This window comes from Alteromonas mediterranea DE (assembly GCF_000020585.3).
GTDB lineage: Bacteria > Pseudomonadota > Gammaproteobacteria > Enterobacterales > Alteromonadaceae > Alteromonas > Alteromonas mediterranea.
The window spans coordinates 2,047,931-2,074,008 of record NC_011138.3 but is presented as its reverse complement, the minus strand read 5'-3'; the positions used below and the strand labels follow the sequence as shown (position 1 = coordinate 2,074,008).

Annotated in this window: 20 protein-coding genes, 1 tRNA gene and 2 pseudogenes; 12 read left to right on the top strand and 11 right to left on the bottom strand. The window is 44.7% G+C overall.

Going from position 1 to position 26,078, the window contains the following annotated elements:
• Nucleotides 1-158: 158 nt before the first annotated feature.
• From MADE_RS09255 to rlmE, 8 genes and pseudogenes are all read right to left on the bottom strand, one after another.
• Nucleotides 159-2,453 carry a bifunctional diguanylate cyclase/phosphodiesterase gene (locus MADE_RS09255; RefSeq protein WP_023559687.1) on the bottom strand — a complete coding sequence of 765 codons (2,295 nt, stop codon included), beginning with the start codon at nucleotides 2,451-2,453 and terminating at the stop codon, nucleotides 159-161.
• A gap of 265 nt (nucleotides 2,454-2,718) precedes the next feature.
• A tRNA-Leu gene (locus MADE_RS09250) sits at nucleotides 2,719-2,804 on the bottom strand.
• A 9-nt stretch (nucleotides 2,805-2,813) separates the two neighbouring features.
• Complete coding sequence (gene secG, locus MADE_RS09245) at nucleotides 2,814-3,260, bottom strand: preprotein translocase subunit SecG (protein WP_020743503.1); 447 nt, start codon at nucleotides 3,258-3,260, stop codon at nucleotides 2,814-2,816.
• A 10-nt stretch (nucleotides 3,261-3,270) separates the two neighbouring features.
• On the bottom strand, nucleotides 3,271-4,014 hold the full coding sequence (gene tpiA / locus MADE_RS09240) for a triose-phosphate isomerase (protein ID WP_023559686.1): 744 nt from the start codon (nucleotides 4,012-4,014) through the stop codon (nucleotides 3,271-3,273).
• A gap of 96 nt (nucleotides 4,015-4,110) precedes the next feature.
• On the bottom strand, nucleotides 4,111-5,454 hold the full coding sequence (glmM, locus tag MADE_RS09235) for a phosphoglucosamine mutase (RefSeq protein ID WP_023559685.1): 1,344 nt from the start codon (nucleotides 5,452-5,454) through the stop codon (nucleotides 4,111-4,113).
• Nucleotides 5,455-5,463: 9 nt separating this feature from the next.
• A pseudogene (gene folP / locus MADE_RS09230) lies at nucleotides 5,464-6,289 on the bottom strand (dihydropteroate synthase).
• Between the two features lie 184 nt (nucleotides 6,290-6,473).
• Nucleotides 6,474-8,420: an ATP-dependent zinc metalloprotease FtsH gene (ftsH, locus tag MADE_RS09225; protein ID WP_015067135.1), complete on the bottom strand. Its 1,947-nt coding sequence runs from the start codon at nucleotides 8,418-8,420 to the stop codon at nucleotides 6,474-6,476.
• A gap of 101 nt (nucleotides 8,421-8,521) precedes the next feature.
• Nucleotides 8,522-9,140: pseudogene (gene rlmE / locus MADE_RS09220) on the bottom strand (23S rRNA (uridine(2552)-2'-O)-methyltransferase RlmE).
• A 95-nt stretch (nucleotides 9,141-9,235) separates the two neighbouring features.
• Between rlmE and yhbY the strand changes: the two are divergent.
• Nucleotides 9,236-9,529 (top strand): ribosome assembly RNA-binding protein YhbY, encoded by a 294-nt coding sequence (gene yhbY, locus MADE_RS09215; RefSeq protein WP_015067133.1) that lies wholly within the window; start codon nucleotides 9,236-9,238, stop codon nucleotides 9,527-9,529.
• A 101-nt stretch (nucleotides 9,530-9,630) separates the two neighbouring features.
• Complete coding sequence (locus MADE_RS09210; RefSeq protein WP_023559684.1) at nucleotides 9,631-10,407, top strand: 3-hydroxyacyl-CoA dehydrogenase; 777 nt, start codon at nucleotides 9,631-9,633, stop codon at nucleotides 10,405-10,407.
• Between the two features lie 110 nt (nucleotides 10,408-10,517).
• Here MADE_RS09210 and MADE_RS09205 read toward each other — a convergent pair whose 3' ends face one another.
• The 3 genes from MADE_RS09205 to MADE_RS09195 all read right to left on the bottom strand — a co-directional run bounded on the left by MADE_RS09205 (nucleotide 10,518) and on the right by MADE_RS09195 (nucleotide 14,789).
• Nucleotides 10,518-11,432: a GGDEF domain-containing protein gene (locus MADE_RS09205; RefSeq protein ID WP_023559683.1), complete on the bottom strand. Its 915-nt coding sequence runs from the start codon at nucleotides 11,430-11,432 to the stop codon at nucleotides 10,518-10,520.
• Entirely contained in the window at nucleotides 11,429-12,235 is an 807-nt protein-coding gene (locus tag MADE_RS09200; RefSeq protein WP_041912763.1) for an alpha/beta fold hydrolase, read from the bottom strand. The genes MADE_RS09205 and MADE_RS09200 overlap by 4 nt, the downstream gene beginning before the upstream one ends.
• Nucleotides 12,236-12,392: 157 nt before the next feature.
• Nucleotides 12,393-14,789, bottom strand: a complete 2,397-nt coding sequence (locus MADE_RS09195; protein WP_023559681.1) for a Lon protease family protein — start codon at nucleotides 14,787-14,789, stop codon at nucleotides 12,393-12,395.
• Between the two features lie 285 nt (nucleotides 14,790-15,074).
• On the opposite strand from MADE_RS09195, the gene MADE_RS09190 reads away from it, so the two are divergent.
• The 10 genes from MADE_RS09190 to MADE_RS09145 all read left to right on the top strand — a co-directional run bounded on the left by MADE_RS09190 (nucleotide 15,075) and on the right by MADE_RS09145 (nucleotide 25,858).
• A complete protein-coding gene (locus MADE_RS09190) occupies nucleotides 15,075-15,710 on the top strand; it encodes an SRPBCC family protein (protein ID WP_023559680.1) in 636 nt (211 codons plus the stop codon).
• Between the two features lie 319 nt (nucleotides 15,711-16,029).
• Nucleotides 16,030-18,633: a leucine--tRNA ligase gene (gene leuS / locus MADE_RS09185; protein WP_023559679.1), complete on the top strand. Its 2,604-nt coding sequence runs from the start codon at nucleotides 16,030-16,032 to the stop codon at nucleotides 18,631-18,633.
• Between the two features lie 13 nt (nucleotides 18,634-18,646).
• On the top strand, nucleotides 18,647-19,162 hold the full coding sequence (locus tag MADE_RS09180) for an LPS-assembly lipoprotein LptE (RefSeq protein WP_015067125.1): 516 nt from the start codon (nucleotides 18,647-18,649) through the stop codon (nucleotides 19,160-19,162).
• 10 nt (nucleotides 19,163-19,172) lie between these two features.
• Nucleotides 19,173-20,198, top strand: a complete 1,026-nt coding sequence (gene holA, locus MADE_RS09175) for a DNA polymerase III subunit delta (RefSeq protein ID WP_023559678.1) — start codon at nucleotides 19,173-19,175, stop codon at nucleotides 20,196-20,198.
• A 13-nt stretch (nucleotides 20,199-20,211) separates the two neighbouring features.
• Entirely contained in the window at nucleotides 20,212-20,904 is a 693-nt protein-coding gene (nadD, locus tag MADE_RS09170) for a nicotinate (nicotinamide) nucleotide adenylyltransferase (protein ID WP_023559677.1), read from the top strand.
• 17 nt (nucleotides 20,905-20,921) lie between these two features.
• Nucleotides 20,922-21,239, top strand: coding sequence for a ribosome silencing factor (gene rsfS, locus MADE_RS09165; RefSeq protein WP_015067122.1), 318 nt, complete (start codon nucleotides 20,922-20,924; stop codon nucleotides 21,237-21,239).
• 115 nt (nucleotides 21,240-21,354) lie between these two features.
• Nucleotides 21,355-21,825: a 23S rRNA (pseudouridine(1915)-N(3))-methyltransferase RlmH gene (gene rlmH / locus MADE_RS09160; protein WP_015067121.1), complete on the top strand. Its 471-nt coding sequence runs from the start codon at nucleotides 21,355-21,357 to the stop codon at nucleotides 21,823-21,825.
• Nucleotides 21,826-21,855: 30 nt separating this feature from the next.
• Complete coding sequence (gene mrdA, locus MADE_RS09155; RefSeq protein ID WP_023559676.1) at nucleotides 21,856-23,769, top strand: penicillin-binding protein 2; 1,914 nt, start codon at nucleotides 21,856-21,858, stop codon at nucleotides 23,767-23,769.
• Nucleotides 23,769-24,884 (top strand): rod shape-determining protein RodA, encoded by a 1,116-nt coding sequence (gene rodA, locus MADE_RS09150; RefSeq protein WP_023559675.1) that lies wholly within the window; start codon nucleotides 23,769-23,771, stop codon nucleotides 24,882-24,884. The genes mrdA and rodA overlap by 1 nt, the downstream gene beginning before the upstream one ends.
• A 5-nt stretch (nucleotides 24,885-24,889) precedes the next feature.
• On the top strand, nucleotides 24,890-25,858 hold the full coding sequence (locus MADE_RS09145) for a septal ring lytic transglycosylase RlpA family protein (RefSeq protein WP_023559674.1): 969 nt from the start codon (nucleotides 24,890-24,892) through the stop codon (nucleotides 25,856-25,858).
• Nucleotides 25,859-26,078 lie beyond the last annotated feature (220 nt).

Genomic DNA, 26,078 nt, shown 5'->3' with positions numbered 1-26,078 from the left:
AATGGGCAAAATACTCACAGTTTAGAGAAGAATGAGCCCGCAGAGCGTTATACACGCTTCATTATTGTTTGTTGCATTTACAATGCCATGTCGCTTCTTTTAACGACAATAAATATTGAGTCTTCGTTTAGAACAATAAAATTTAATTAATAAAATAGCTATTCTCCGAAAGGCGTATTTTGAAGCCAACTTTCTAAGTCAGCGCAACTCAATGGGCGGCTGATGTAGTAGCCTTGTACTATGTCACATCCCCATTCTTTAAGAATGTCTAACGATGCGGCATCTTCTACACCTTCGGCAACTACTTTCAAGTTAAAGACATTAGCTAAGCTAAGAACCGTGCGGACAATTTGCTGGTCGTTTTCATCACTGGCAAGCGACAGTATAAAACTCTTGTCTATTTTAATGGTTTTTACTGGCAAGTTTTTCAAATAAGCCAGTGAAGAGTAACCCGTACCAAAGTCATCGATGGCAAAATGAAAACCACGGGCGGTTAACTCGTTTAAGTTCTCAATCGCAAGTGATGCGTCTGCCACCAGATCGCTTTCGGTTATCTCAAGCTCAAGGGCTTCAGGCGACAAGCCCTCTTCGGTAAGTAGCGAGACAAGTTTAGTTAACAGCACCTTATTTTGAATATCCTGGGTAGATAAATTCATGGCTACCGTAAAGCCATAGCCCTTTTCTCTGAAGTAAGCCAAGTCAGAAATGGTTTGCTTCATCACCCATGATGTAACCTGCTCTATCAAACCTGCTTGTTCAGCAATGGTAATAAACTCATCGGGAGGAACAAACCCAAGTACGCTGTTGTTCCAACGAATGAGCGCTTCCATACTGCATACTTTCATGGTTTGTAAATCAATTTTAGGCTGATAAACCATAGATAATTCATTTTGCTGACTGATTAACGCGCGCTTTAACTCAGTAGTAATAGACAGCCTTCTGGTGTATTTATCTTCCAGATCGGCTTTGTAACGAACACACCAACTGTCGCTGTGTATCGCTTCGTCTGTCACGATATTCATTTTTCTAAACAATTCTTCAGAAGACGAGGCATCTTTAGGGCAATCAATTACAGCCATAGCTACCTTTACCGGAATAGCGATTAAATTACTTTCTACCGGCTGCTCTAAAATGTGCTTGAGGGTTTCAAGCTGATCATCATTGAGTGCGTCGTGTGTAATGTAAAGAATTTCTCCGCCAGCTAGACGGGCTGAAGTACCGGGCCAACGCTGTAACCTTTCAGCAAGGGCTTTTAATGTGTTATCACCATTAGAATAGCCATAAAGATCGTTAATGGTTCTAAAACCAATAACCGTGATTGCCACAACCTGAACAGAGTGCCCACTTCCTAACTCAGACTCAAAATAGCCTTCCACATAGTTACGGTTAAAAAGCCCTGTTAATACATCGTGTTCAGCCTGATAGCGAATGTGCTTTTCTCGGCTCTTAATACTGGCCTGCATGCTGTCTACTGCATTGGCGAGTTCGGTAATTTCTTTAAGCTTTGAGGGGGTTTTTAGTGTGGCACCATATTTACCCGAGGCCACCTTATTAACCGCTTTTACTAATGTAGATACCGGCTGACTCACGCTTCGTGCAAGCAATAGTGACAAACCAAGTGCAATCAATATCGCTAAAATAGAGAAGGCGAAGATAGTGAGCTGCACGCCGGTAAAGGCCTCAAAAGAGGAAGTGGTATCAACGGCTAGAGTAATCTTAACCGGTAAGGTTTCTTCGCTTCCTAAATAGACTTGGCGCGTTACGTAAGTAAGTTGATTTTTGAACGTTACATCGACCCAAGAAGGATCTCGTTGTGATGCAAGGACTCGCTTAGCCTCGTGTTCCTTTAATGTGGTTTTAAGTATACGATTTGAATCGAGCTGCGATATTATGATTTCTGCATCGACGAGTTCTTTCAGTTCTTGTAGCAATACACTGTCGAATTCAATACCGATAAGCATGTAGTATCTAAGTGTAGGGATTTCTACACGAATGAGATTAAGCTGAACTAATTTATTATCTACGACAAATAAACCGCTATCTTTACCCTTGGCAACTAAGGCTAAGCTACTTTGAACATTTTGCCCTTCTTTGAAAAGCTCGGTGTGTGAAGCAACAACCTGATGGTCTAAACTGACTAGTGCAATAATGTCGGTATTTAGCCTGTCTGCATAACTGGTAAAGGCGGCTTCAATTGAGGGAATGCTACCTGTTCCCACGGCCCGTCTGAAATCAAATGAACGAGAAAGCACTTTTGACACACTTTTAATTACGGTTTGCCTGTCAGAAACAACTTTATCAAAGACCTTTTCTGCTAACTGGATATCGTGTTCGATATTTTTAACCACAAGTGTATTAGCAGAGCGCCAGACAGCGCCAATTATCAGAAGTGATGCTATTACAACTCCTATAAATAAGGTTTGGAATAAACTCTGACTAAGTGTCTTTTGCACTACAGTGCCCCGTCGTGTGAATATTTCAATTTTGTGGAATGCCAGAACGGCTAGTTACAGAAGAATAGCTGAATAACAAAGATAGTAACAGGCATAACATCCTGTTAATTTTGGAATTTAACGCTTTGTTACAATTAAGAGCGCTGGGCTTAGCCTTGGTAATATTTGATGTCGTCATAAAGAAGTCCTCTTTATGTCAACGTATTTCAGGACGGGACATTTAAAGAAAAAAAGGCCAGCATGCATGCTGGCCTCTCTTCAAAGTTGGTGCGGAAAGCGGGACTTGAACCCGCACGAGCTATGCTCACCACCCCCTCAAGATGGCGTGTCTACCAATTCCACCACTTCCGCAAATTTACTTTAGTTTGAACCTTCAGTATCGTCAGACGCTGGCACGTCTGTCGCGTCATCTTCAACCGCTGGTACGTCACCTTGCGCTGCACCATCAACAACAGGAACGTCGCTCTGTGCTGCACCTTCGATAACAGGTACGTCTTGGTCTGCAGGTCGTTCTACTTGCTGCTCAACAGCCGCTGGTATTTCTAGATTGTCCCACTCGTCTTCAGCACTTTCACGGTTAGCCGTCATAGCGCCTAGCGATAGGCTGATAAAAAAGAAAAGACCCGCTAAAATTGCCGTTGTGCGCGTCATGAAGTTTCCAGAACCCGATGAGCCAAACACTGTGTTTGAACCGCCTGAGCCAAATGAAGCGCCCATATCTGCACCCTTACCTTGCTGGATTAAAACAAATCCAATAAGCAAAAGCGCCACAATTAGGTATGCTACTAATAGCACTTCGTAAATCATAAATACCTCGTCAGTTTGCCGCTTGGCAAATTGAAATAAAATCTTCAGCTTTTAAGCTGGCTCCGCCAATTAACCCACCATCTACATCATTTTGTGCAAATAGGGTTTTAGCATTATCTGGCTTCACACTACCACCGTATACAATACGAAGGCCTTGGGCCAATTGCGAATCTACTTTAAAAAAGTAACCGCGTATAAATTCGTGTACTTCTTGCGCTTGTTCTGGGCTGGCAGTCTTACCCGTGCCTATTGCCCAAATTGGCTCGTAAGCTATAACTGTTTTGCTTAGCTCTTCCACAGACATTGCATTAATAAGAGCGTCAAGCTGTTCACCGACAAAAGACTCTACGTTGTCAGCTTCTCTTATTTCAAGAGACTCACCCACACAAATAATGGGGGTAACACCTGCAGCCACGCATTTTTTAGCTTTTAATGCGACAAGCTCGCTCGACTCGCCTTGATCTTCTCGTCGTTCAGAGTGCCCTACTATAGCGTATTTACAACCCGCTTCTTTGAGCATATCAACCGACAACTCACCGGTATGAGCACCGTTATCTAAATGACTAACGTTTTGAGTACCCACTGAAAACGAATCTTTATCAAATGCGTGTAAGAACAAAGAAGGAGCGCAAACCACTACTTCCGCACTCGCGTTTACATCCGCTAACTTTTGATTAAATTCAGCAACAAGTGCCAAATTTCCGTTCATTTTCCAATTACCAGCCACGAATGGCTTTCTTAGATTTTCACTCACAACGCAGACCTTAGCCCTGTCTTTAAAGCGGGCGTGATATTAACTATTTAATTAAGAATATACAAGCACAAAAAGCAAAATTTCCAGCTACGCCAACTAATTGGCGAGATTACGAACAGTTTCAGCAATATGCTCTGCCCATTTGTGAGATTGGGCTTCATCATTTGATTCCACCATCACACGAATGAGGGGTTCAGTACCACTTTTACGTAGTAATACCCTACCCGTTTTACCCAGTGCTAATTCGGCTTCTTGTTTAGCATTTTGAACATCAGCATGAGCGAGGTAGTCTATGTCTTGATTTGTGTAACGCACATTGACTAGCGTTTGAGGGTACATGTCGAAACCGCTCGCTAAATCGTGCAAGTCCATATGCGAGCGAAGCATTGCTGCTAAAACTTGCAATCCAGCCACGATACCGTCACCCGTAGAACTCATATTCAGGTTAAGGACATGACCTGAATTTTCGCCCCCAATAGACCAACCTTTTTGCTGTAAGAGTTCCATAACGTAACGGTCGCCAACATTACTTCTGGCAAAAGGCACGCCTAATTTAGATAGCGCGTTTTCAAGGCCTAGGTTGCTCATAAGCGTACCCACAACGCCGCCTTGCATTTTACCATTTTTAAGTGCGTCTCGTGCAATAATGTAGACAATTTGGTCTCCGTCTAAAACGTTACCAAGGTGGTCTACCATCATAATGCGATCGCCATCACCGTCTAAAGCAAAACCTAGGTCAGCACCGCTCTCTTTTACCTTTTCAACAATCGCTTTCATCGACGTTGCACCAACACCGTCGTTGATGTTTAAACCATCGGGTGTTGTGCCAAGTTCAATAACCGTAGCGCCCAGCTCTCGTAATACATTAGGTGCAATGTGATAGGTAGCCCCATGTGCGCAGTCAACGACGATTTTTAAACCTGTCAGTGACAGCTCAGAGGGAAATGTGCCTTTACAAAATTCGATATAACGACCAGCAGCATCATTAATTCGCGTAGCCTTACCTAGCTTATCAGACGCCACACAGGTCATCGGTTGCTCAAGCATAGCTTCAATGGCAAGTTCGATATCATCATCAAGTTTAAACCCTTGGGCAGAGAAAAACTTAATACCATTATCATAAAAAGGGTTATGCGATGCGCTGATAACAATGCCCGCTTCAGAGCGAAATGTTTTTGTTAAGTACGCAATGGCTGGCGTTGGCATTGGCCCTAAAAGGCCAATATTAATACCTGCGGCAGACAGCCCTGCTTCTAATGAAGATTCAAGCATATAGCCTGAAATGCGGGTGTCTTTACCTATAAGAACCTTATTCGTACCACGTCCAGCTAATACCTTACCGGCCGCCCATCCAAGCTTTGTTACAAACTCTGGGTTGATATTACTTTCACCAACCTTGCCGCGAATGCCGTCGGTACCGAAATATTTGCGCTGCGTCATTATTATTCCTTATTCGATTTTATTCAGCATGTTCACGATATTAACTGCATCTGCAGTTTCTTTTTACGTCGTGTACCCGAATAATCTGTGCGCCCATTTGGGCAACAATTGTAGCGAGGCTTATGCTTCCCGCCAAGCGCTCATCCACTTTTCTATTAAGCAAATTACCAATCATTGACTTTCTAGACATACCAACAAGCACTGGATAACCGAGGTCCATCAACTTAGGTAAATGCTTAACCAATGCATAATTATGCTCTAACGATTTACCAAACCCATACCCCGGGTCAAACAAAATTTGCTCTTTAGCGATACCCGCTTTCTCACACACCTCTGCCCGTTCAAGCAAAAACTGAGTGACGTCTTCTACCACGTCTTGATAAGTTGGATGATTTTGCATAGTGCGAGGCTGTCCTTGCATGTGCATTAAACATACAGGAACACCCGTTTCGCTTGCCGCGATTAATGCGCCGGGCTCTTGTAACGCACGAACGTCGTTGATAAGCCCTGCGCCTGCTTTCACCGCCTCGCGCATAACCTCAGCTTTACTGGTGTCGATAGAGATTACGCACTGTGCATTTTTTGCGACCGCCTCTATTACCGGAATGGTTCTGTCTAGCTCTTCTTGCAGCGAAACCTCGGGCGCACCGGGACGTGTAGATTCGCCGCCAATGTCGATAAACCTAGCCCCTTCATCAATCATGCGAAGCGCGTGTTCCAAGGCTTGTTTTACATCAGCGTGCTTACCGCCGTCAGAAAAAGAGTCAGGCGTGACGTTTAAAATACCCATCACCTGTGGCTGTGATAAACCAATAAAATGATTTCCAAACTGCATGATTTACCTGCGTTATCGTTTTTATAAAATGGAATTGAAAAGCGAACTAATTTTAAGCGGCACATCGCAGAGTTGGCACCTGCGAATTATAATACGTGAGTGTGAAATATGTGCCGATGAAAATCAGTACGCTCTAATAAAAAACGCCAGTAGAACTGGCGTTTTTTTATATTAACGTTTGCGCTTAGCTAGGAATGTCACCCGGCTTGCCCACTGAAGGCTTATCAACACCGTCATTCTTGATTTCACCTTCGCGAACCGGCGCTCCGCCACTTGGCTTGTCGCCACCCGATGGTTTACTGTCATCCCAATCCGCAGGAGGACGAACATCAGTTCGATTCATTAGGTCATCAATTTGCTTAGCATCAATGGTTTCGTACTTCATAAGTGCGTCTTTCATTGAATGTAAGATATCAATGTTGTCTTCAAGGATCTTCTGAGCACGTTCGTAGTTACGGTCGATTAATGACTTAATTTCCGCATCAATCGCACGCGCCGTGTCGTCAGACATATTAGTAGCCTTAGACATAGACTTGCCTAGGAACACTTCGCCTTCGTCTTCAGCGTATAGCATTGGGCCCATTTTGCTCGACAAGCCCCACTGGGTAACCATCTTACGTGCTATTTCAGTTGCGCGCTCGATATCGTTCGACGCCCCCGTGGTTACTTTGTCGTCACCATAAATAACGGCTTCAGCAATACGCCCACCAAACAAGCTAGAAATCATGCTTTCTAAGTGCTGTTTAGAGTGACTCACACGGTCTTGCTCAGGCAAGTACATAGTCACACCCAGCGCGCGACCGCGCGGAATAATTGACACTTTGTAAACCGGGTCGTGCTCTGGCACTAAGCGACCAACGATGGCGTGACCCGCTTCGTGGTACGCTGTCATCTCTTTTTCAGGCTCAGACATCACCATAGACTTACGTTCAGAGCCCATCATGATTTTGTCTTTCGCTTTCTCAAACTCTTCCATAGAAACAAGGCGCTTGTTACCGCGTGCAGCGAACAATGCAGCTTCGTTTACTAGGTTTGCCAAGTCGGCACCTGAAAAGCCTGGCGTACCGCGGGCAATTACCGACGGGTCAACATTGTCGGCCACCGGTACTTTACGTACATGTACTTTTAGAATCTGCTCACGACCGCGGATGTCTGGTAAACCTACAACCACTTGACGGTCAAAACGACCAGGACGAAGCAACGCAGGGTCAAGTACGTCAGGACGGTTAGTTGCCGCAATAACGATAATACCCTCGTGACCTTCAAAACCATCCATTTCAACAAGCATTTGGTTTAGCGTCTGCTCACGCTCATCGTGACCACCGCCTAAGCCTGCACCACGTTGTCGACCTACGGCATCAATCTCATCAATGAAGATAATGCATGGTGCTGCTTTTTTAGCTTGTTCGAACATATCGCGCACACGAGATGCACCAACACCCACGAACATTTCAACGAAGTCAGAACCTGAGATAGTGAAAAATGGTACTTTTGCTTCACCAGCAATTGCTTTAGCAAGTAATGTCTTACCTGTACCAGGAGGACCTACCATCAAAACGCCTTTCGGAATTTTACCGCCAAGCTTTTGGAACTTAGATGGGTCGCGTAGGAAATCAACCAGCTCAGAAACATCTTCTTTTGCTTCATCACAACCAGCCACGTCAGCAAATGTCGTCTTAATTTGGTCTTCACCAAGCAAGCGCGCTTTACTCTTACCGAACGACATAGCGCCACGGCCACCGCCACCTTGCATTTGACGCATGAAGAATATCCACACACCAATAAGCAACAACATGGGGAACCATGAAATAAAGATAGACGTCAAAAGAGACTGTTCTTCTGGTGGTTCACCGTAAACTCTTACGTCGTTTTTAACCAAGTCAGATACTAACTTGTCATCGAAGTAAGGTACGAAAGTTTGGAAAGTTTCGCCTGAACGCTTTGTACCGCGAATTTCGCCATCATTATTAATGCGAACTTCACGAATATTTCCCTGTTCTGCTTCTCTCAAAAACGTTGTGTAGTCGGTTTGTGAACGAGACGATTCACTCGGTGAAAAGCTCTGAAAAACCGACATTAAAACAACGGCGATGACTAACCATAAGATTAAATTTTTTGCCATATCGCTCAATGCTACTAACCTCTATAAACCCGAATTGCTTGCATATTCAACAAGTTGATTATTGAATAAGCGACACAACTCGCAACGAAAACCGCTTAACCCAAAGCGTACTACACTTTATAGCCACAAGCCACCAAATACACCTCACGAGAACGTGATCTGGACGAGTCACGCTTACGCGTCTTAATGGTGGTGAAAGATTGTTTGAGTGCGTTCATAAACTCTACAAAGCCTTCACCTTGGAACACCTTAATAACAAATGAACCACCGGGCTTTAATACTTGGTGACACATATCCAGCGCTAGTTCACAAGATACATAGAGCGAGATGTCACGAGCATTACTGCAGTCGGTCCATATCAGACAACACTATATCTACGGTGTTCCCGCCAATTCTGTTCAATAGTGCGTCGAGAACTGCATCTTCTCGAAAATCACCTTGTAAAAAGTCGACGCCTACAATGGGATCCATAGGCAAAATATCGCACGCGATAACTTGACCATTTTCACCAACGAGCTGTGCGGCTAGCTGTGACCAGCCCCCAGGCGCAGCCCCAAGGTCTACAAGTGTCATTCCGGGCTTTATAAGCTTATCTTTTTTCTGGATTTCTTCCAGTTTGTAGATAGCTCGCGATCGCCAACCTTCCTTATTTGCTTTTTGCACATAATGGTCGTTAACGTGTTCTTGAAGCCAGCGCTTACTGCTGGCGGAGTGTTTCTTTTTTGTCATTCCATCACAATGTAATTAGGATTGTAGAGAAGATGGCGTTAGAATACGTTATTTCAAGCTTAAACTAACAGATTAATTGTAAGAAATATTAATACATGAAACTTTCAAATAAACAGAAACAATTTCTAAAAGGCCTTGCACACCCGCTAAAACCTGTTGTGCAGCTAGGCGGCAACGGCCTAACCGAAGGGGTGGTTGCAGAAATTGACAACGCTCTTAACCACCACGAATTAATTAAAGTTAAGGTGCCTACCGATGACCGTGAAGAAAAAGCGCTTATCATGGACGCCATTGTTCGTGAAACCAACGCTGTAAAGCTTCAGGTAATTGGTCACACACTTATTATCTACCGTCAAAGCGAAGACTGTAAAATTCAGTTGCCAAAATAAGCGTTTTAATGGTGCCGATCTTCTCGGCACCGTAGTTTTTCTTCTTACTTCTCGTTAACATCACATTAATAATAGTGATAAAACGGGTTTAAAGGAAATCTATGACGCTAAAAAATCTCACCGCTATAGTCACAGGCGGTTGTTCAGGTCTTGGTCACGCTACTGCTATTGCGCTTCGTGAAGCAGGTGCCAACGTAAGCCTTTTCGATTTAAACGAGGAACTTGGCGCAACACGCGTTGAAGAACTAGGTAGTGACAATACCCTTTTCACCAAAGTGGATGTGCGCGATGAAGCTTCTGTTCAAGACGCTATTGACGCTACAACGCACAAATTCGGCGCTATCTCTTTAGTGGTCAACTGCGCAGGTATTGCTCCCGCAAAGCGCTTACTTGATAAAGAAGGCAACCCTGCACCACTTGGTGATTTCCAAAAAACTATCGATATCAATTTAGTTGGCAGCTTTAATGTATCTCGCTTGGTGGCTGCGGCCATGGCAAAACAAGCACCTATTAACGATGAAGGCGAACGGGGCCTTATTGTTAATACTGCTTCAGTAGCGGGTTACGAAGGTCAAATAGGCCAAACAGCCTATGCAGCAAGTAAAGGCGGTATTATTGGTCTTACCCTGCCAATGGCTCGAGATTTAGCACCACTGGGCATTCGAGTTAACACTATCGCGCCGGGGGTAATGGGTACGCCAATGCTGCTTGCTATGCCTGAAAAAGTGCAGGATGCCCTTTCTGCCAACGTGCAGTTTCCTAAGCGCCTTGGCCTACCTGAAGAATTTGCGAAATTAGTTATTCATATGGCAAACAACAGCTATCTAAATGGTGAGACAATCCGCTTAGATGGCGGGCTGCGCATGCCGCCTAAATAGCCAAAGAAAGTTAGTCAACGAGGCAACCGACAACGCCTCGTTGAATATTAAACGCCTAGGGTAATTAATACCAATAACGCCAATCAATACCTAGTGATAATTGGCATTATTTAAATCTTAACAATACCGTGAACACTATCATAAATTCGAGTATGGGCTCTTTGATTGGCTTTTACTTCATAAAGTGCCTTATCCGCTTTTAGCAATTGCTGGGCAATCAGATTTGGTTGTTCAAGGTCACCTTTTTCTAACACAGTACCACCAATACTTGCCGTTAAAGGCTTACCGCTGGGTAAACTAATTTCGCTTATGGCATTGTGCAGCCGTTCGCTAAAGGGCTTTATGTCTTTTATATCCGTGTTAAAAAGCACCATTAAAAACTCTTCACCGCCCCACCTTGCCACAACATCTGTCTCGCGCACTTGCTCCAGCAACACGTGTGATAACTTTATAAGTATTCTATCGCCTTCTTCATGCCCAAAGGCGTCGTTAATCTTTTTAAAAAAGTCGATGTCCAAAAGCAGAAAAGATAGGGGGACAAAGGCGCGACGCGATTGAGATATCATTTTTAGCACATCGTCATTTGCCGCGCGACGATTAAGTAAAGGCGTCAATGTATCTCGACGGCTTACAGCCGTAAGCTCTTCGGTCTTCTTTTCAAGTTGATCTTTTGCTTCTATCAACTCCTGATAAAGCTTATCTCGTTCTTTTGCAACGTATATCGCCCAGTACAGTATGTGACCTGAAACCGTGATATTGGCCACAGCGGGCACTCTTTGGCCCGAGCCCGATAACAAGGTGATTTGAACTTCTAAATATTCACCATTGGCTAGGAGTATAGGTTTTATATAACTTTCGTAAAATATCGAACTTGCCTTAGAGACGAGGTCGATTATTTTCTTCTCAGAAGTCCACTCTACCCCAAGAAACGACTTGGCATAGGGATTAAACCATTTTATTTCTGTCGTTTCTAAATCCGATTTAAGTAACAAACAGGGGAAGTCTTCCTCTACTGCTTCTTTCAAGCTGCGAAATCCTCGAATAAGGTAAACACAGTAGCCGGGTTAGTCATGTGTAAACAATGTCCATAGGCATCAACGATATGCATTTTAGCGTCCGGAATAGCGTTATTCATGTATTCCCCCACATTTGTTGACGCTAAATTATCGTGCTTGCTTTGTAAAATAAGTGTAGGAAGCATGAGCTTTGCAAGCTGTGCTCTGTCGTCAGAAAAAAACGTAGTTTTGGCAAACGGCTTGGCGAACTTAGGGTCCGTAGAGCAGAAACTTGTTTCAAGTTCTTGAATTAAGTCTGCGCTATTGTCTTGCCCCATGACCAAGGGCGCTAAATAATTTGCCCACCCCACATAGTTCTTGTCCATAAGGTTTAATAGTTCTTCTAAATCTGCTTTGTCGAAGCCTCCCATGTAGTCAGGGGGGAGATTTAGAAAGCAGGGAGACGGACATACCATGACAAGCTTAGAAAAAATGTGAGGTAATTGGATAGCCGCGCGCATGCCAATCATAATGCTAACCGAGTGCCCGACGAAGATTACATCCTTAAGGTTTAACGCCTCGCAAATATCTAGGACGTCCTGAGCGTATCCATCGAGTGTCGCATAGCGATTAGTATCGTAGGCTGAATAATCAGAAGCGCCGCATCCTACATAGTCAAATAACACTACTTTGTACTTTTCTACAAGGTAGGGTAACAGGTGGCACCACATCTGCTGATCACAGCCGAAACCGTGAGCTAACATTATTACGTTACTTCCTGAACCATGGATGGTGACGTTATTCCTCGTCACTACACTGCAATTCGGTTGCATGGTTTACCTTCTTATTTTTTAAACGGCAGCACGACTATTTCTAACATTGATGCGGATAATAATGTTATGAATGCCAATGTTGCCTAATATATTTTTTATTACTTATCTTTTACACCAAATTGCCATTATTATTTCACAAAAAAGATTAGCTTTTCGTCTACTCTCCATCTCCACCATTTACAATAAGCGCAATGTTGTATAGTCGATTTACTGCATGGTAGTTAATAGAGTTTTTGGGGTAGCGGCCTTTACTGCTAATTTTACCCGCCTCTTGTTCCATCAAAATGGTTAACGCGTCGTCTACGGTTTCAACGGTGTAAATATGGAATAGCCCTTTTTTCACTGCATCGATAACGGTGGTGTCTAATACCAAGTTGATGGCATTCGATTTAGGAATAATTACCCCCTGTGTACCGGTAAGCCCGCGGTGCTGACACAAATCGAAAAAGCCTTCGATCTTCTCGTTTACGCCGCCTACGGCTTGCACTTCACCATACTGGTTTATTGAACCCGTTATGGCCAAAGTTTGTAAACATGGGATTTTAGTAAGCGCTGAGATAAGCGCAACCAGTTCCCCAAGGGATGCACTGTCGCCGTCGATATGCCCGTATGACTGTTCTAACGCAATGTTTGCAGATAGCGTTAACGGGAAATGCTGAGCATATTTATTACCTAAATATCCGTTAAGGAGCATGACGCCCTTAGAGTGAATAGGCTGTCCAAGCTCTACTTCACGCTCGATATCAACTACACCACTTGCCCCAGCAAACACGGTAGATGTAATGCGCGCAGGTGTACCAAACGCCGTGTCACCGATATCCAAAACCGTAAGCCCGTTTACCTTACCTACCGCTTTACCTTCAGTGGCAATAAGTACATGCCCTTCTTTAATATCGTTTAGTAGCGTTTGACTAACGCGGCCGGTACGGCGCTTTTTCGCACTTAACGCCGTCTTCAAATGATCAAGCTCTAGGGTGTCGGCATTCGATTTTTGACAGAAGTAATAGGCTTCATTAACCAGTTCAATGACTTCGGCAAAATGCGCAGAAAGTTTCTCTTTGTGCTCGGCCATTCGTAGCGAATACTCTACTAGCCTGCACATAGCATTAGCCGTTATACCTTTAAGCCCCAGGTGAATGAGATGGGCACGTACTTTGCCTACAAAATCGAAAAGTGCCTGTCGCGTAACGGGTATTTCCAAGTCAAAATCTACGAGCACTCGGAACAATTCGTCAAACTCGTCATCGTAATCTTGTAGCGTGTAGTAAAGGTCGCGAGAACCAAGCAAAACAATTTTTACGTTTAAATCGATAGGCTGAGGATTAAGCGTGATGTTGTTAACCATTCCCACGTCTTGCTGGGGTAAGTCCATGCGCAAGCGCTGGGACTTAATGGCAAGTTTCAGGGTATCCCACACAAAAGGCTGTTCAATGACTTGGTCGACATCCAACAAAAGATAGCCACCATTTGCGCGGTGCAGTGCACCAGGCTGTATCATTCGGTAATTGGTAAATACACTGCCGTGGATATTTGTGTACTCTATTTTACCGAATAAGTTCTGGTAGGTAGGGTTTGGCTCGTATATAACAGGTGCCGCATCGTCTAATTTATTCGAAACCAATACATTGGGAAGAAACTGCTCTTCTAAAAATACTTTTTTATCAAAGTCGTCACTCTTCTCTTCTTTTTGCTCTTCGCCGTGTATAACCAAAATAGCACTAACCAAAGCGTTTTTAAGCTGTTTGAGGTATTTCATTACCCCAAGCTCAGAGGCGTATTTGTGTTCAAACACCTTAATAAGCGGCTTAATTACGTGCTCTGCGGTCTTTTTGTCAAGCTCACGCAGACGTTCTGAGTTTTCGCGTTTCCACGTAGGTAAACTCAACAAACTTTCACTCAGTCTGTTTTCTAAATCGTCAATTAGCGTGTAAAAGCCCTCTCGCTGATCGTCAGTGAGCGATGCAAAATCAGTATCTCTGATAGGCTTGCCGTTAATAATGGGTGAAAAGGTAATTGAACCACCCTCTTCATAAAGCGCAACGTCGTTGGCTTGAGCATAACGCTCTACAGCATCAATAGCAGCATCGTACTTTTGCTCAAACTCTCTAGAGATAGAGGCACGGCGGCGCTGATAACCAGGGTTATCAAATGCGATAGGCAGTGAGTCCAAGACATCATCGATAAGTGCAGCCATATCTTTTTGAAATGCCTTGCCGCCACTTGGCGGAAATTTTAGCGCTACGGGTTGGCGTTCATCGTCGAAATTATTGATATAACACCAATCGTCGGGTGCGGGAAGCTGTGCAACTTGGCGTTCAATGTAATCTTTTACCAGCGTAAAACGGCCTGTGGCAGGTTCACCCATCACGTAAAGGTTGTAACCTCTGGTGCTAATGCCTAACCCGAATGTGAGTGCTTCGCGCGCACGCTCTTGCCCAATAAAGGTCGCATTTAGCGCTTCATCATCTTTTAAAGCACTGTTAATCGCTCGGCGATTGATGGTAGGTGAAAGCGCATCTACATCTAACGCATATAAATTAGTGTCTACAGACATGTCTGTTCTATTTTTCGTTTCTTTACTTAAGTGAAACCCTAATTAACAGTAGTGTCAAACGGTTAACTCTAATAAGGCAGCTTTACGTTGTTAATTGAACAACAAACAACCATCTTAGCGTCTTAATGAATAGATTAAGACATATTGGGCAGGCACAAAGGCTTCTGTTCACATTGATACATGAGGAAACAAGGTGTAGCTTTTTAATGGCGGTAAGTGCGTTACAAAGTGAAAATTTATTTACCAAGAAGCCGACACGAATAATAAAAAACAAAGGTTAGAACAATGACGACAATAACGAAAGCTAGCAAAGCCATGCTCTTTTCGAGTGTACTGGGCGTTATATTTTCTCCATCTTGCCTCGCTAAAGTAAACTATGCGGACAATTCGGGATTTTCTATTACTAACACAAGTGAAAGTGCTGCACCTATCGAGGCAGTGTATTCTCACTTTATTCAACAGGTGGATAAGTGGTGGCCAAAAGATCATACTTGGTGGAAGGGTACGCTTAGTATTGATGAACAAGCCGGTGGTTGCTTTTGCGAAGTTACACAAACAGCAAGTGCGGCACACATGCAAATAAGCTATGTGGAGCCTAACAAAAAAGTGGTAATGACAGGCGGATTAGGACCCCTTCAAGAAATGGGCATATCAGGTGCGCTCACTTGGGAATTCAGTACTATGGAAGAAAGCGCTTCATCGAACGAAGAAACAAAGCGCAAATTCTCACCAAAAACGAAAGTGACCCTTACCTACCACGCGTCTGGCAATATTCACTTCAGCGGTCAAAGAGCATCTAGCGAGGACGCAGCCAATTTGGTTAAGGTCGTCGACAAAGTGCAGGCACAGCAGCTAAATGCATTAACCGCTTTTAGTGACAGACAGCTTAACGACATGGCAAAAGACAATGCCAAGCGATAATAGAGATGACCTAATATAGGTCACTATGTATATTTTACGCGAGAGTTTAGGCAGTTCATCATTGTTATCTAGCTCAAACTGTTTCATTAATGCTCACTTTTCATGCAAGCAGAAATAAATATTGCCTAGTTCAGTGTTAAGCTATTGAGGCATGGCTTAGCGCTGGGTTATTCTATTGGGCTATATGTATGTAAAGTGGGAATATCCCACGTGCGGTTAAATGGCAATAATGCAGGAGAGGTTACAAATTCTCTTGTAAATCGTTCGCCTTATGCCGCCCCATAAACGTTTTAACTTTTAATGCGGAAGCCTAAGTTTCATGGCCGATAATCAGTACAATCCGAAAGACATTGAACAACGCGTTCAGCAATACTGGGAAGAGAACCAATCTTTTAAAGCAAACGACGACGTAGAAAAAGAAAAATTCTACTGCCTGTCTATGTTCCCCTACCCTAGTGGCCGACTTCACATGGGTCACGTGCGCAACTACACCATTGGTGACGTGATCAGCCGTTTCCAGCGCATGCAGGGTAAAAATGTATTGCAGCCTATGGGTTGGGATGCTTTTGGTCTACCGGCGGAAAATGCAGCAATTAACAACAATACCGCACCGGCGAAATGGACATACTCCAACATCGATTACATGAAAAACCAGCTTCGCTCGTTGGGTTTTGGTTACGACTGGGATCGCGAAGTAACAACATGTAAATCTGATTACTACCGCTGGGAACAATGGTTCTTCACTCGCCTTTATGAAAAAGGCCTAGTGTACAAGAAAAACTCTACTGTGAACTGGGACCCTGTAGATCAAACCGTTCTGGCTAACGAACAGGTAATTGACGGTCGCGGATGGCGTTCAGGTGCCCTTGTTGAACAAAAAGAAATTCCACAGTGGTTTATTAAAATTACTGACTACGCCGAAGAGCTTTTACAAGATTTAGAACAGCTTGAAGAGTGGCCAGACCAAGTACGCGCTATGCAGGCAAACTGGATAGGCCGCTCTGAAGGCGTGGAAATTACGTTTGACCTAGCGTCAGCGGTTAACGACATTGCCGATTTAACGGTATATACCACCCGTCCGGATACTTTCTACGGGGTTACCTACGTTGCAGTGGCAGCGCAGCACCCATTAGCGGAATTTGCAGCACAGTCTAATCCAGATTTAGCGGCATTTATCGAGGAATGCAAAAACACCAAAGTTGCTGAAGCTGAATTAGCTACGATGGAGAAGAAAGGCTTTGCCACAGGTTTTGAGGTTATCCACCCACTAACGGGTGAAAAGCTTCCAATCTGGGTGGCTAACTTCGTATTGATGGATTACGGTTCAGGCGCAGTTATGGCCGTACCGGGTCACGACCAGCGCGACTGGGAGTTTGCAACAAAGTACGACCTGCCAATTACGCAAGTTATTGCACCAAATGCCGGTGATGAAGATAAGTGCGACCTTTCTGCCTCTGCGTATACCGAGAAAGGCAGCTTGATCAATTCGGATAAATTCAATGGTCTTGAGTTTGATGCTGCATTTAACGGTATTGCCGATGAACTTGAGGGCAAAGGCTGCGGTAAGCGTAAGGTTAACTATCGCTTACGCGACTGGGGTGTAAGCCGTCAACGTTACTGGGGCGCGCCTATTCCAATGCTAAATTTGGAAAATGGCGAGTCGGTACCTGTTCCGGCAGACCAGCTACCTGTTGTGCTACCAGAAGACGTAGAAATGAATGGTGTAACGTCGCCAATTAAAGCTGACCCTGAGTGGGCAAAGACCACATATAACGGCGAAGCTGCGCTGCGTGAAACTGATACCTTCGATACCTTTATGGAGTCGTCGTGGTACTACGCGCGCTACGCAAGTGCCACAAACAACGATGCTATGCTTGACCCAACGTCTGCCAACTATTGGCTACCGGTAGATCAATATATTGGTGGTATTGAGCATGCTATCTTGCACCTGCTTTACTCACGTTTCTTCCACAAGCTGCTTCGTGATGAAGGCCTAGTAAACTCTGATGAGCCGTTTAAGCGCCTGTTGTGTCAGGGTATGGTTTTGGCTGATTCTTACTACCGTGAAGACAAAGCTGGTAAGAAAACTTGGTTCTCGCCTACTGAAGTAAGCACAGAGAAAGACGACAAAGGCCGTATTGTTAAAGCGTGGCTTACCGCCGATGGCGAAGAAGTTATTCATGGCGGCATGACCAAAATGTCTAAGTCTAAGAATAACGGTATCGACCCGCAGGAAGTTATCGACCTGTACGGTGCCGATACAGTACGTCTATTTACTATGTTCGCAGCGCCACCAGAGCAAACTCTTGAATGGGTTGATTCTGGCGTTGAAGGTGCAAACCGTTTCTTACGTCGTATCTGGAAGCTTGTTACTGAGCATGTGGAAAAAGGTACGCCAGAAGCCATCGACGTTAAGTCACTTTCGAAAGACCAACAGGCACTTCGCCGTGAAGTACACAAGACAATTGAAAAAGTGTCTGATGACTTAGGCCGTCGTCAAACCTTCAACACGGCCGTTGCTGCGGTAATGGAACTACTAAATCACCTTCAAAAGGCGCCGCAAGAAAGCGCCCAGGACATCGCTATTATGCGCGAAGCCTGTGAGTCAATCTTGTTGCTACTTAACCCTATTACCCCGCACATCGCTCACGAGCTTTGGAAAGTACTAGGTCACAGTGAAGATATCGATTCAGCGCCATGGCCACAGGCAGATAAAGCGGCATTGGTTGAAGACGAAAAGCTTATCATTGTTCAGGTTAACGGTAAGGTTCGCGCTAAGATGACCATTACCGCAGACGCGAGCAAAGAGGCAATTGAAGCGTCAGCAAAAGAGCAGCCAAACGTACAGCAATTTATCGAAGGTAAAACCATTCGTAAGGTAATTGTTGTACCTGGTAAGCTTGTAAATATCGTAGCTAACTAGGTCTGCTTATACTATGAAAAAGCACTTACAATTCGCAGTCGCTGTATTGGTTACGGTTCTGGTAACAGGCTGTGGTTTCCATTTACGAAGTAGCCCTAGTCTACCGGACAACATTAATACAGTTGCCATTGAAAGTGCTCGAGCACACGCGCCCCTTGCGCGTGCGCTCGATAAACGCTTAAATGTTTACGGCTTAAGCAGTATAGACACGGTTTCTGCACAAAGCGTGAGCATTTATTTACTTCCTGAAAAACTAGAACGTCAACTGTTATCTGTTTATCCTTCAGGTCAAGTCGCAGAATACGAGCTTATTTACGTTGTTCGCTATCGCGTGCAGTTTCCCGACAAAGAAGCGGTAATGGCGCAGTTTGAAGTGGTCCGCGACTATCAAGATGATCCAGACCAAGTGTTGGCCAAATCTCGTGAACTCGAATTAATGTTAAGCGAAATGCGCGATGAAGCCGCCGACATCATGATTAGACGCCTTTCTAGTCAAGCTGTCGCTGCGCCTGTCAGCGCCGATAAATAGCGCTTCGTCCATGCAAATATACCCAAACCAATTTAGTCAAGATATCACGAAGGCATTGCGCCCATGCTATCTTGTGTTTGGTGACGAACCTCAACAAAAGTTTGATGTCATTGAGCAAATACGTGCTAAAGCAAAGGCCAATGGTTTTGAAGAACGCACGGTCTTGGTGGCTGAAACAGGTTTTAATTGGAACCAGTTGATTGAAGCCACGCAAAGCATGTCGCTGTTTTCTAGCCAGCAGTTTATTGAACTTGAGTTACCTACCGGTAAGCCGGGTACTGAGGGCAGTAAAATGCTGCAAGAAGTCGCAGCGTCGCTAAGCCCCGATATCTTGTTATTGGTTCACGGCCCCAAAATCGGCAAAGATGTACAGCGCGGAAAGTGGTTTAAAGTTTTAGATGACATTGGCGCCTCTGTGCTTTGCTATCCATTAGAAGGGAAACAGCTTAGCGCTTGGTTAAATCAACAACTCAAAGCCCACCAATTATCTGTGTCCGCTGCTGGGGTTAAAATGATTGCCGATTTTTGTGAAGGCAACATGCTGGCCGCTAAACAGGAAATTGATAAACTAGCCCTACTCTACCCCCAGCAATCTATTTCAGAAGCGCAAATAGAGCAGGCTATGGTAGACCAGTCACGTTTTAACGTGTTTCAGCTGGTCGATGTCATGCTAAGCGGGGATAGCATCCGCTGTATTAAGATGCTTTACCGGCTGGAAAGTGAAGGCTTAGAGCCGAATATTATTATTTGGGCATTAATTCGAGAATGGGAGCAACTTTGGAAGTTAAAGCTTGCTGAGCAAAGCGGTCCCATTCAGTGGCAAAAGTTTGGAATTTGGCGTAACCGTCAGGGTTACTACCAGAGTGCGTTAAGTCGCCTTAGCTTCGCTCAATTAGAAGATATTCAACACGCCCTTACCCAATCAGATCATGCCTTTAAGCAAAACGTAATCGCTCGCCCTTATGTTGAAATGTGTCACCTTTGTATGATGTTCATGGGGTTCGATTTACGCGAAACACCGCTATTACAAGCATAAAGGACGTCACGTAGTGAGTTTACCTCCCACGTTTACAACACGCCCAACAGTTAAAGCCATTTTAGGGGGAACCTTTAACCCTCCACATAAGGGGCATATTGAAGCGGCGCTTAGCGCTGCTGATGAATTAGGCGTACACGAAGTTCACCTTATGCCCTGCAAATTAGCTCCACATAAGGCAGTCGGCGTGTCAGAAACCCATCGCGTGAGAATGATTGAGCTTTGCGCACAAACCAATGACAGACTTATTCCAGAGCTAATTGAACTTACGTTGCCGTCGCCGTCTTATACAGTAAAAACACTGCGCGCATTAAAAGAAAACAGTGATGACACAATCTGTTTTTTCATTGGTGCAGATTCGCTGTATAATCTGGATAAATGGTACGAGTGGGAGCACCTACTCGATTATTGTCACTTAGTGGTTATGCGTAGAGACGATGAAGAATTCTCGCCTCCTTGCGCAATACAAGCCTGGTTAGATACTCATGTGAGCGACGACAAAAACGTGATTCACACAGAACCTGCAGGTAGAGTAGTGTTAACCAACACACCGCTTTATAATGTTTCATCTACTGAGATTCGTGAAGTACTCGCTAGTACTACTTCAGCTGATAAAGGTCACGTACTAGAGGGTTCGCCCGCTGAATTGTGGTTGGAAAATGCGGTACTTGAGTACATAAACGAACATCAGTTATATAAAAGTTAAGTAAGTGAGGAAAACTCTTGGAGAGTCAACAGCTCAAACAGTTTGTTAAAGACAAAATCGACGATATGAAAGCCCGTGATGTCATTGAACTAGACGTTCGCGGCAAATCAAGTATTACAGATACCATGATCATTTGCTCGGGTAACTCTAAGCGTCATGTATCTTCTATTGCTGAAAACGTAATGGTAGAAGCGAAAAACGCGGGCCATGCGCCTGGAAGCGTTGAAGGCAAGGAATCTGGTGAATGGGTGCTGGTAGACTTTGGCGATGTTATTTTGCATGTTATGCAAGACGAAACCCGTGATTTCTATCAGCTAGAAAAGCTTTGGTCGTAATCACTACACAACGCGATTAAAACTTAAAGCAATCTTGCCTTATGGATGGCCGTGCTGGCTAAAGTACGGTCTTCATAGCCACTATAACTATTACAACCTGCGGTAAGGGTCGAAAGTGCGTATACAAATTGTTGCGGTTGGTACGAAAATGCCAAACTGGGTGAATACAGGCGTTGACGAATTCATTCGCCGCTTCCCCAGCGACATGCCCGTTTCATTTACCGAGATTGCTGCCGGAAAGCGCGGAAAAAACGCCGATATAAAACGTATTTTAGAAAAAGAAGGCGAGCAGATGCTTGCTGCTATTCCTAAAGGAAACCGCATTGTTACTTTAGAAGTAACGGGCAAACCTTGGGACACGCCAACCCTAGCCAAGCAGTTGGATAACTGGAAAATGGATGGGCGCGACGTGAGCTTACTTATCGGCGGTCCTGAAGGATTAGCCCCAGACTGTATTGCCGCCTCTGAACAAAAATGGTCATTGTCAGCGCTTACGTTACCCCACCCTCTGGTGAGAATTATTCTTACCGAAAGCCTCTACCGCGCGTGGTCGGTAACGCAGAATCACCCTTATCATCGTGAGTAAGGCGGCTTTACGCTAATGCAAAGGAAGTCAATGCACCGAAAACGTCAAGCGATACGCGACCATTCAGCCGAAGCGAACTTGTTCGCTCGTCGGGCGACGATTGCTTTTATCATTGTTATAGCCATGTTGGGCATTGTGCTAAACAACCTTTATTCTTTGCAGGTTACTCAGTTTGAAGATTATCAGACCCGTTCTAACGGTAACCGAATTAAAGTGCTGCCGATAGCGCCCAACCGCGGGCTTATCTACGATCGTAACGGTGTGCTTTTAGCAGAAAATCGCCCCGTTTTTAGTTTGGAAGTCATTCCGGAACAGGTCGATGATATTGATGCCACCCTTCTGGAACTGACTGAACTGATGGGTATTACTAACGATGAACTTGAACGCTTTCAGTCAACGCTTAAAGGTACCCGCCGATTTAAACCGGTAGCACTTCGTACACAGCTTAGCGAAGAGGAAGTTGCGCTATTTTCCGCCAGCAAACATAAGTTTCCCGGCGTACAAATTGAGGCTCGTCTGGCCCGTCATTACCCCTACAAAGAAACCCTTACGCATGCCCTTGGTTACGTTGCCCGAATTAATAAACGAGACTTACAAAAGCTTGTTGAGGCGGGCCAAGAAGATAACTATGCGGCTACGCATGACATTGGTAAGTTGGGTATTGAAAAATATCATGAAGAACTCCTGCACGGAAAGGTTGGTTACCAACAGGTGGAGGTCAACAATCAAGGCCGAATTATTCGCGTTCTTAGTGTTGAACCGCCAACGCCAGGCAAAGACATCGTACTTAATTTAGATCTAAAACTTCAGCTAGAAGCCCAGCGCATTATCGATGGCATGCGTGGAGCAATTGTTGTTACCGACGTGAAAACCGGTGGAGTGCTGGCACTTTATTCAAACCCCAGTTACGACCCCAACTTGTTTGTTCACGGCATTAGCAGTAAGAACTATTCAGCACTGTTAAATTCTCCCGACCGCCCGCTTATTAATCGAGCGACCCAGGGGCAATACCCGCCAGCGTCGACGATTAAGCCCCACCTAGGCTTAGTAGGCTTAGAAGAAGGTGTGATCACGAAAGACTACACCATTACTGATACGGGCCGTTATAAACTGCCAAACGTATCACACGTGTGGCGTGATTGGCGTCGCTGGGGTCATGGCAAAGTTGATGTTTCTAAAGCGATAGAGGTGTCCTGCGATACCTATTATTACGAGTTAGCCTATAAACTGGGTATCGATAAAATAAGCGACGCCATGTATAAATTTGGGTTCGGTGATTTTACCGGCATCGACTTATATGAAGAATCTGATGCCAATATGCCTAGCCGTGGCTGGAAGCGCGCTCGATTTAATCAGCCTTGGTATATAGGCGATACCATTCCGGTAGGCATTGGTCAAAGCTATTGGACCACCACTCCTGTGCAGCTCAATACCTCAGTGAATACGCTGATAAACGCGGGGGAACGCTACATTCCGCAAATTATTCGCGGCTATATGAAAACGGATAGCTCGGTAGACCTCATTCCCCTTAAATCGTTACGTCCTATCGAAATTAAAAATCGCGACAACTTAGATGTTGTATTGAACGCGATGCGCGATGTTGTTAGCGGTGAAGAAGGCGGCGCTAGGCATGCCTTTGCCGATACTCCTTACGATTCAGCGGGTAAAACAGGAACGGCTCAGCTGTTTACTGTAGGACAAAATGAAAAGTATGATGCCAGCAAAATAGATGAGCGCCTTCGCGATAACGCCATGTATGTTGGCTTTGCACCTTTCGATGACCCGGAAATTTCGGTAACAGTAGTGCTAGAGAACGTGGGAGGCGGAAGTAAAAATGCTGCGCCCGTAGCCCGTCAAATTATGGACTTTTACTTCAAAGATCGGGTGTTCGACACCGTCAATACAGCACAATCAAACAATACCAATAAGTTAGGGGCGAATTAGTGAAACGAACCACCATAAACCCTAACAAAATTAGTTTATTGCAGCGAATTCATATCGACGGCTGGTTGTTAATTGGCCTACTCGTACTAAGCGCAGTGGGACTGGTCACGTTGTTTTCGGCTTCTGGTCAAGATATGGGGCAAATGGAGCGTCAGTTCATTCGACTTGGATTTAGTTTCATTGTTATGTTCGGCTTAGCGCAACTGCCTCTTGGGTTCTACCGGTTTCTATCGCCTTACGCTTTTGTCGGTGGGCTCCTCATGCTTATCGCCGTGTTGCTTTTCGGCGATATGGGGAAAGGTGCTCAGCGCTGGCTAGATCTAGGCTTTATTCGCTTTCAGCCCTCCGAGTTAATGAAGCTTGCAGTACCTATGATGGTGGCTTGGTATATCAGTAAGTTTACGCTGCCCCCCCGTACCACACATATCGTTGTTGGGTTTGCTTTAGTGGTGGTGCCAACCATTCTTATAGCAAAACAGCCTGACTTAGGCACGTCACTTCTCATTGCAAGCTCGGGCATCTTTGCCATATTTCTGGCGGGAATGAGCTGGCGTTTAATCTCTCTAGTGGGCGCGTTAATCGGCGCTTTTGCACCTGTCATGTGGTTCTTTCTTATGAAAGATTATCAAAAGCAACGCGTACTTACGTTCCTCAACCCAGAGAGCGATCCCTTAGGGTCAGGCTATCACATCATTCAATCGAAGATTGCCATAGGTTCAGGCGGGGTAGATGGCAAAGGTTGGCTGCAAGGTACTCAGTCTCAGTTAGAATTCTTGCCCGAGCGCCATACCGACTTTATCTTCTCTGTGTTCAGTGAAGAATTTGGCCTCACTGGGGTGATGTGTTTAATGGCGATTTATATATTTATTATATTAAGGGGCCTTATTATTTCTAGCCGCGCGCAAGACGCATACGCTAAGCTGCTTGGTGGCAGTATCACCCTCACCTTTTTTGTCTATGTGTTTGTAAACATGGGCATGGTATCGGGGTTACTTCCCGTTGTTGGCGTCCCCTTGCCTTTAGTCAGCTTTGGCGGCACATCCATGGTGACTTTGATGGCGGGATTTGGCATTCTTATGGCAATCGCCACTCAAAAACGTTTAATGTCTAGATAACCCGTATGTTGCGACATCTTATTTCGGTACTTGAGATACACAATGTAAATCGCGTAAACAAGCGATGCTATCGTTATTTGGCTATATTTGTTGTCGGTGCGTTTTTGGTAGGCTGCCAAAGTGCACCAAAACAATCTGGACGCTACACCCAGCACCAAGACTCTGCGCCAAAGTACGTTGCAAAAACGCCGGAAACGCTAGACGCTGTTCCTAAGTACGAAGCTTATAGAATGTTTAACAGTCGGCCCTACAAGGTGCTCGGAAAACATTATACGCCAATGCAAAATGGCAAGGGCTACGAAGAAGTCGGTTTTGCAAGTTGGTATGGGCAAAAATTCCATGGCCATCTAACGTCAAATGGTGAAACCTATAATATGTTCGCTATGAGCGCGGCGCACAAAACCCTGCCCCTGCCGTCTTACGTTCGCGTAACCAATTTAGAGAATAATAAACAAGCCATTGTTCGCGTGAATGACCGAGGGCCATTTCACGAAAACCGAATTATAGACTTATCTTATGCTGCGGCAGTTAAACTAGGTTATCACAGTAAAGGCACAGCGAAAGTTAAACTCGAAGTTATCCATTTCGACGAACAAAATAATGTCACTGTAGGTAATGGCCCCACGGTATCTTATGACGAATACCTCGGTATTGCTGTTGAACCTTCAACGCAGGTAGCCAGTGCATCCCCGTCAAATAATGCACAGGAAGAAGCGGCGCCAGAGAAAGGCGATGGCTTATTAAAAGACGCTATTTACATTCAAGTTGCCGCATTGTCTAACGCAGCAAAGGCAAAATCTATATCTAACGTACTATCAGCGCTATACCAAATACCTGCCCACCTACCCGTTGATAATAACATCTATAAACTTCAACTTGGCCCGATTCACGATGAAGCGGTTGTGGCCGAAGTACTTCAGCAATTAAAACAAAATGGCTACCCTAACGCGTATGCTATAACACAGACTTTATAACCTAGGCTCTAAAACGCAAACCCTATACCGCAATATGGACCCGCTTTTATATCCACCTGTTGTGTTAGCGCCCTTTTTATTTACCCTACTTTTACTGTCTATGCCTATCGTAAAAAAAAGAGCAAAGATGGGCTTTTCTACTTTGCTGATGCATAACCCGTAACGCCCCATCGCCCATAAATCCACCGAGAATGTGTCAGCATTGTGTCATTCAACAGGC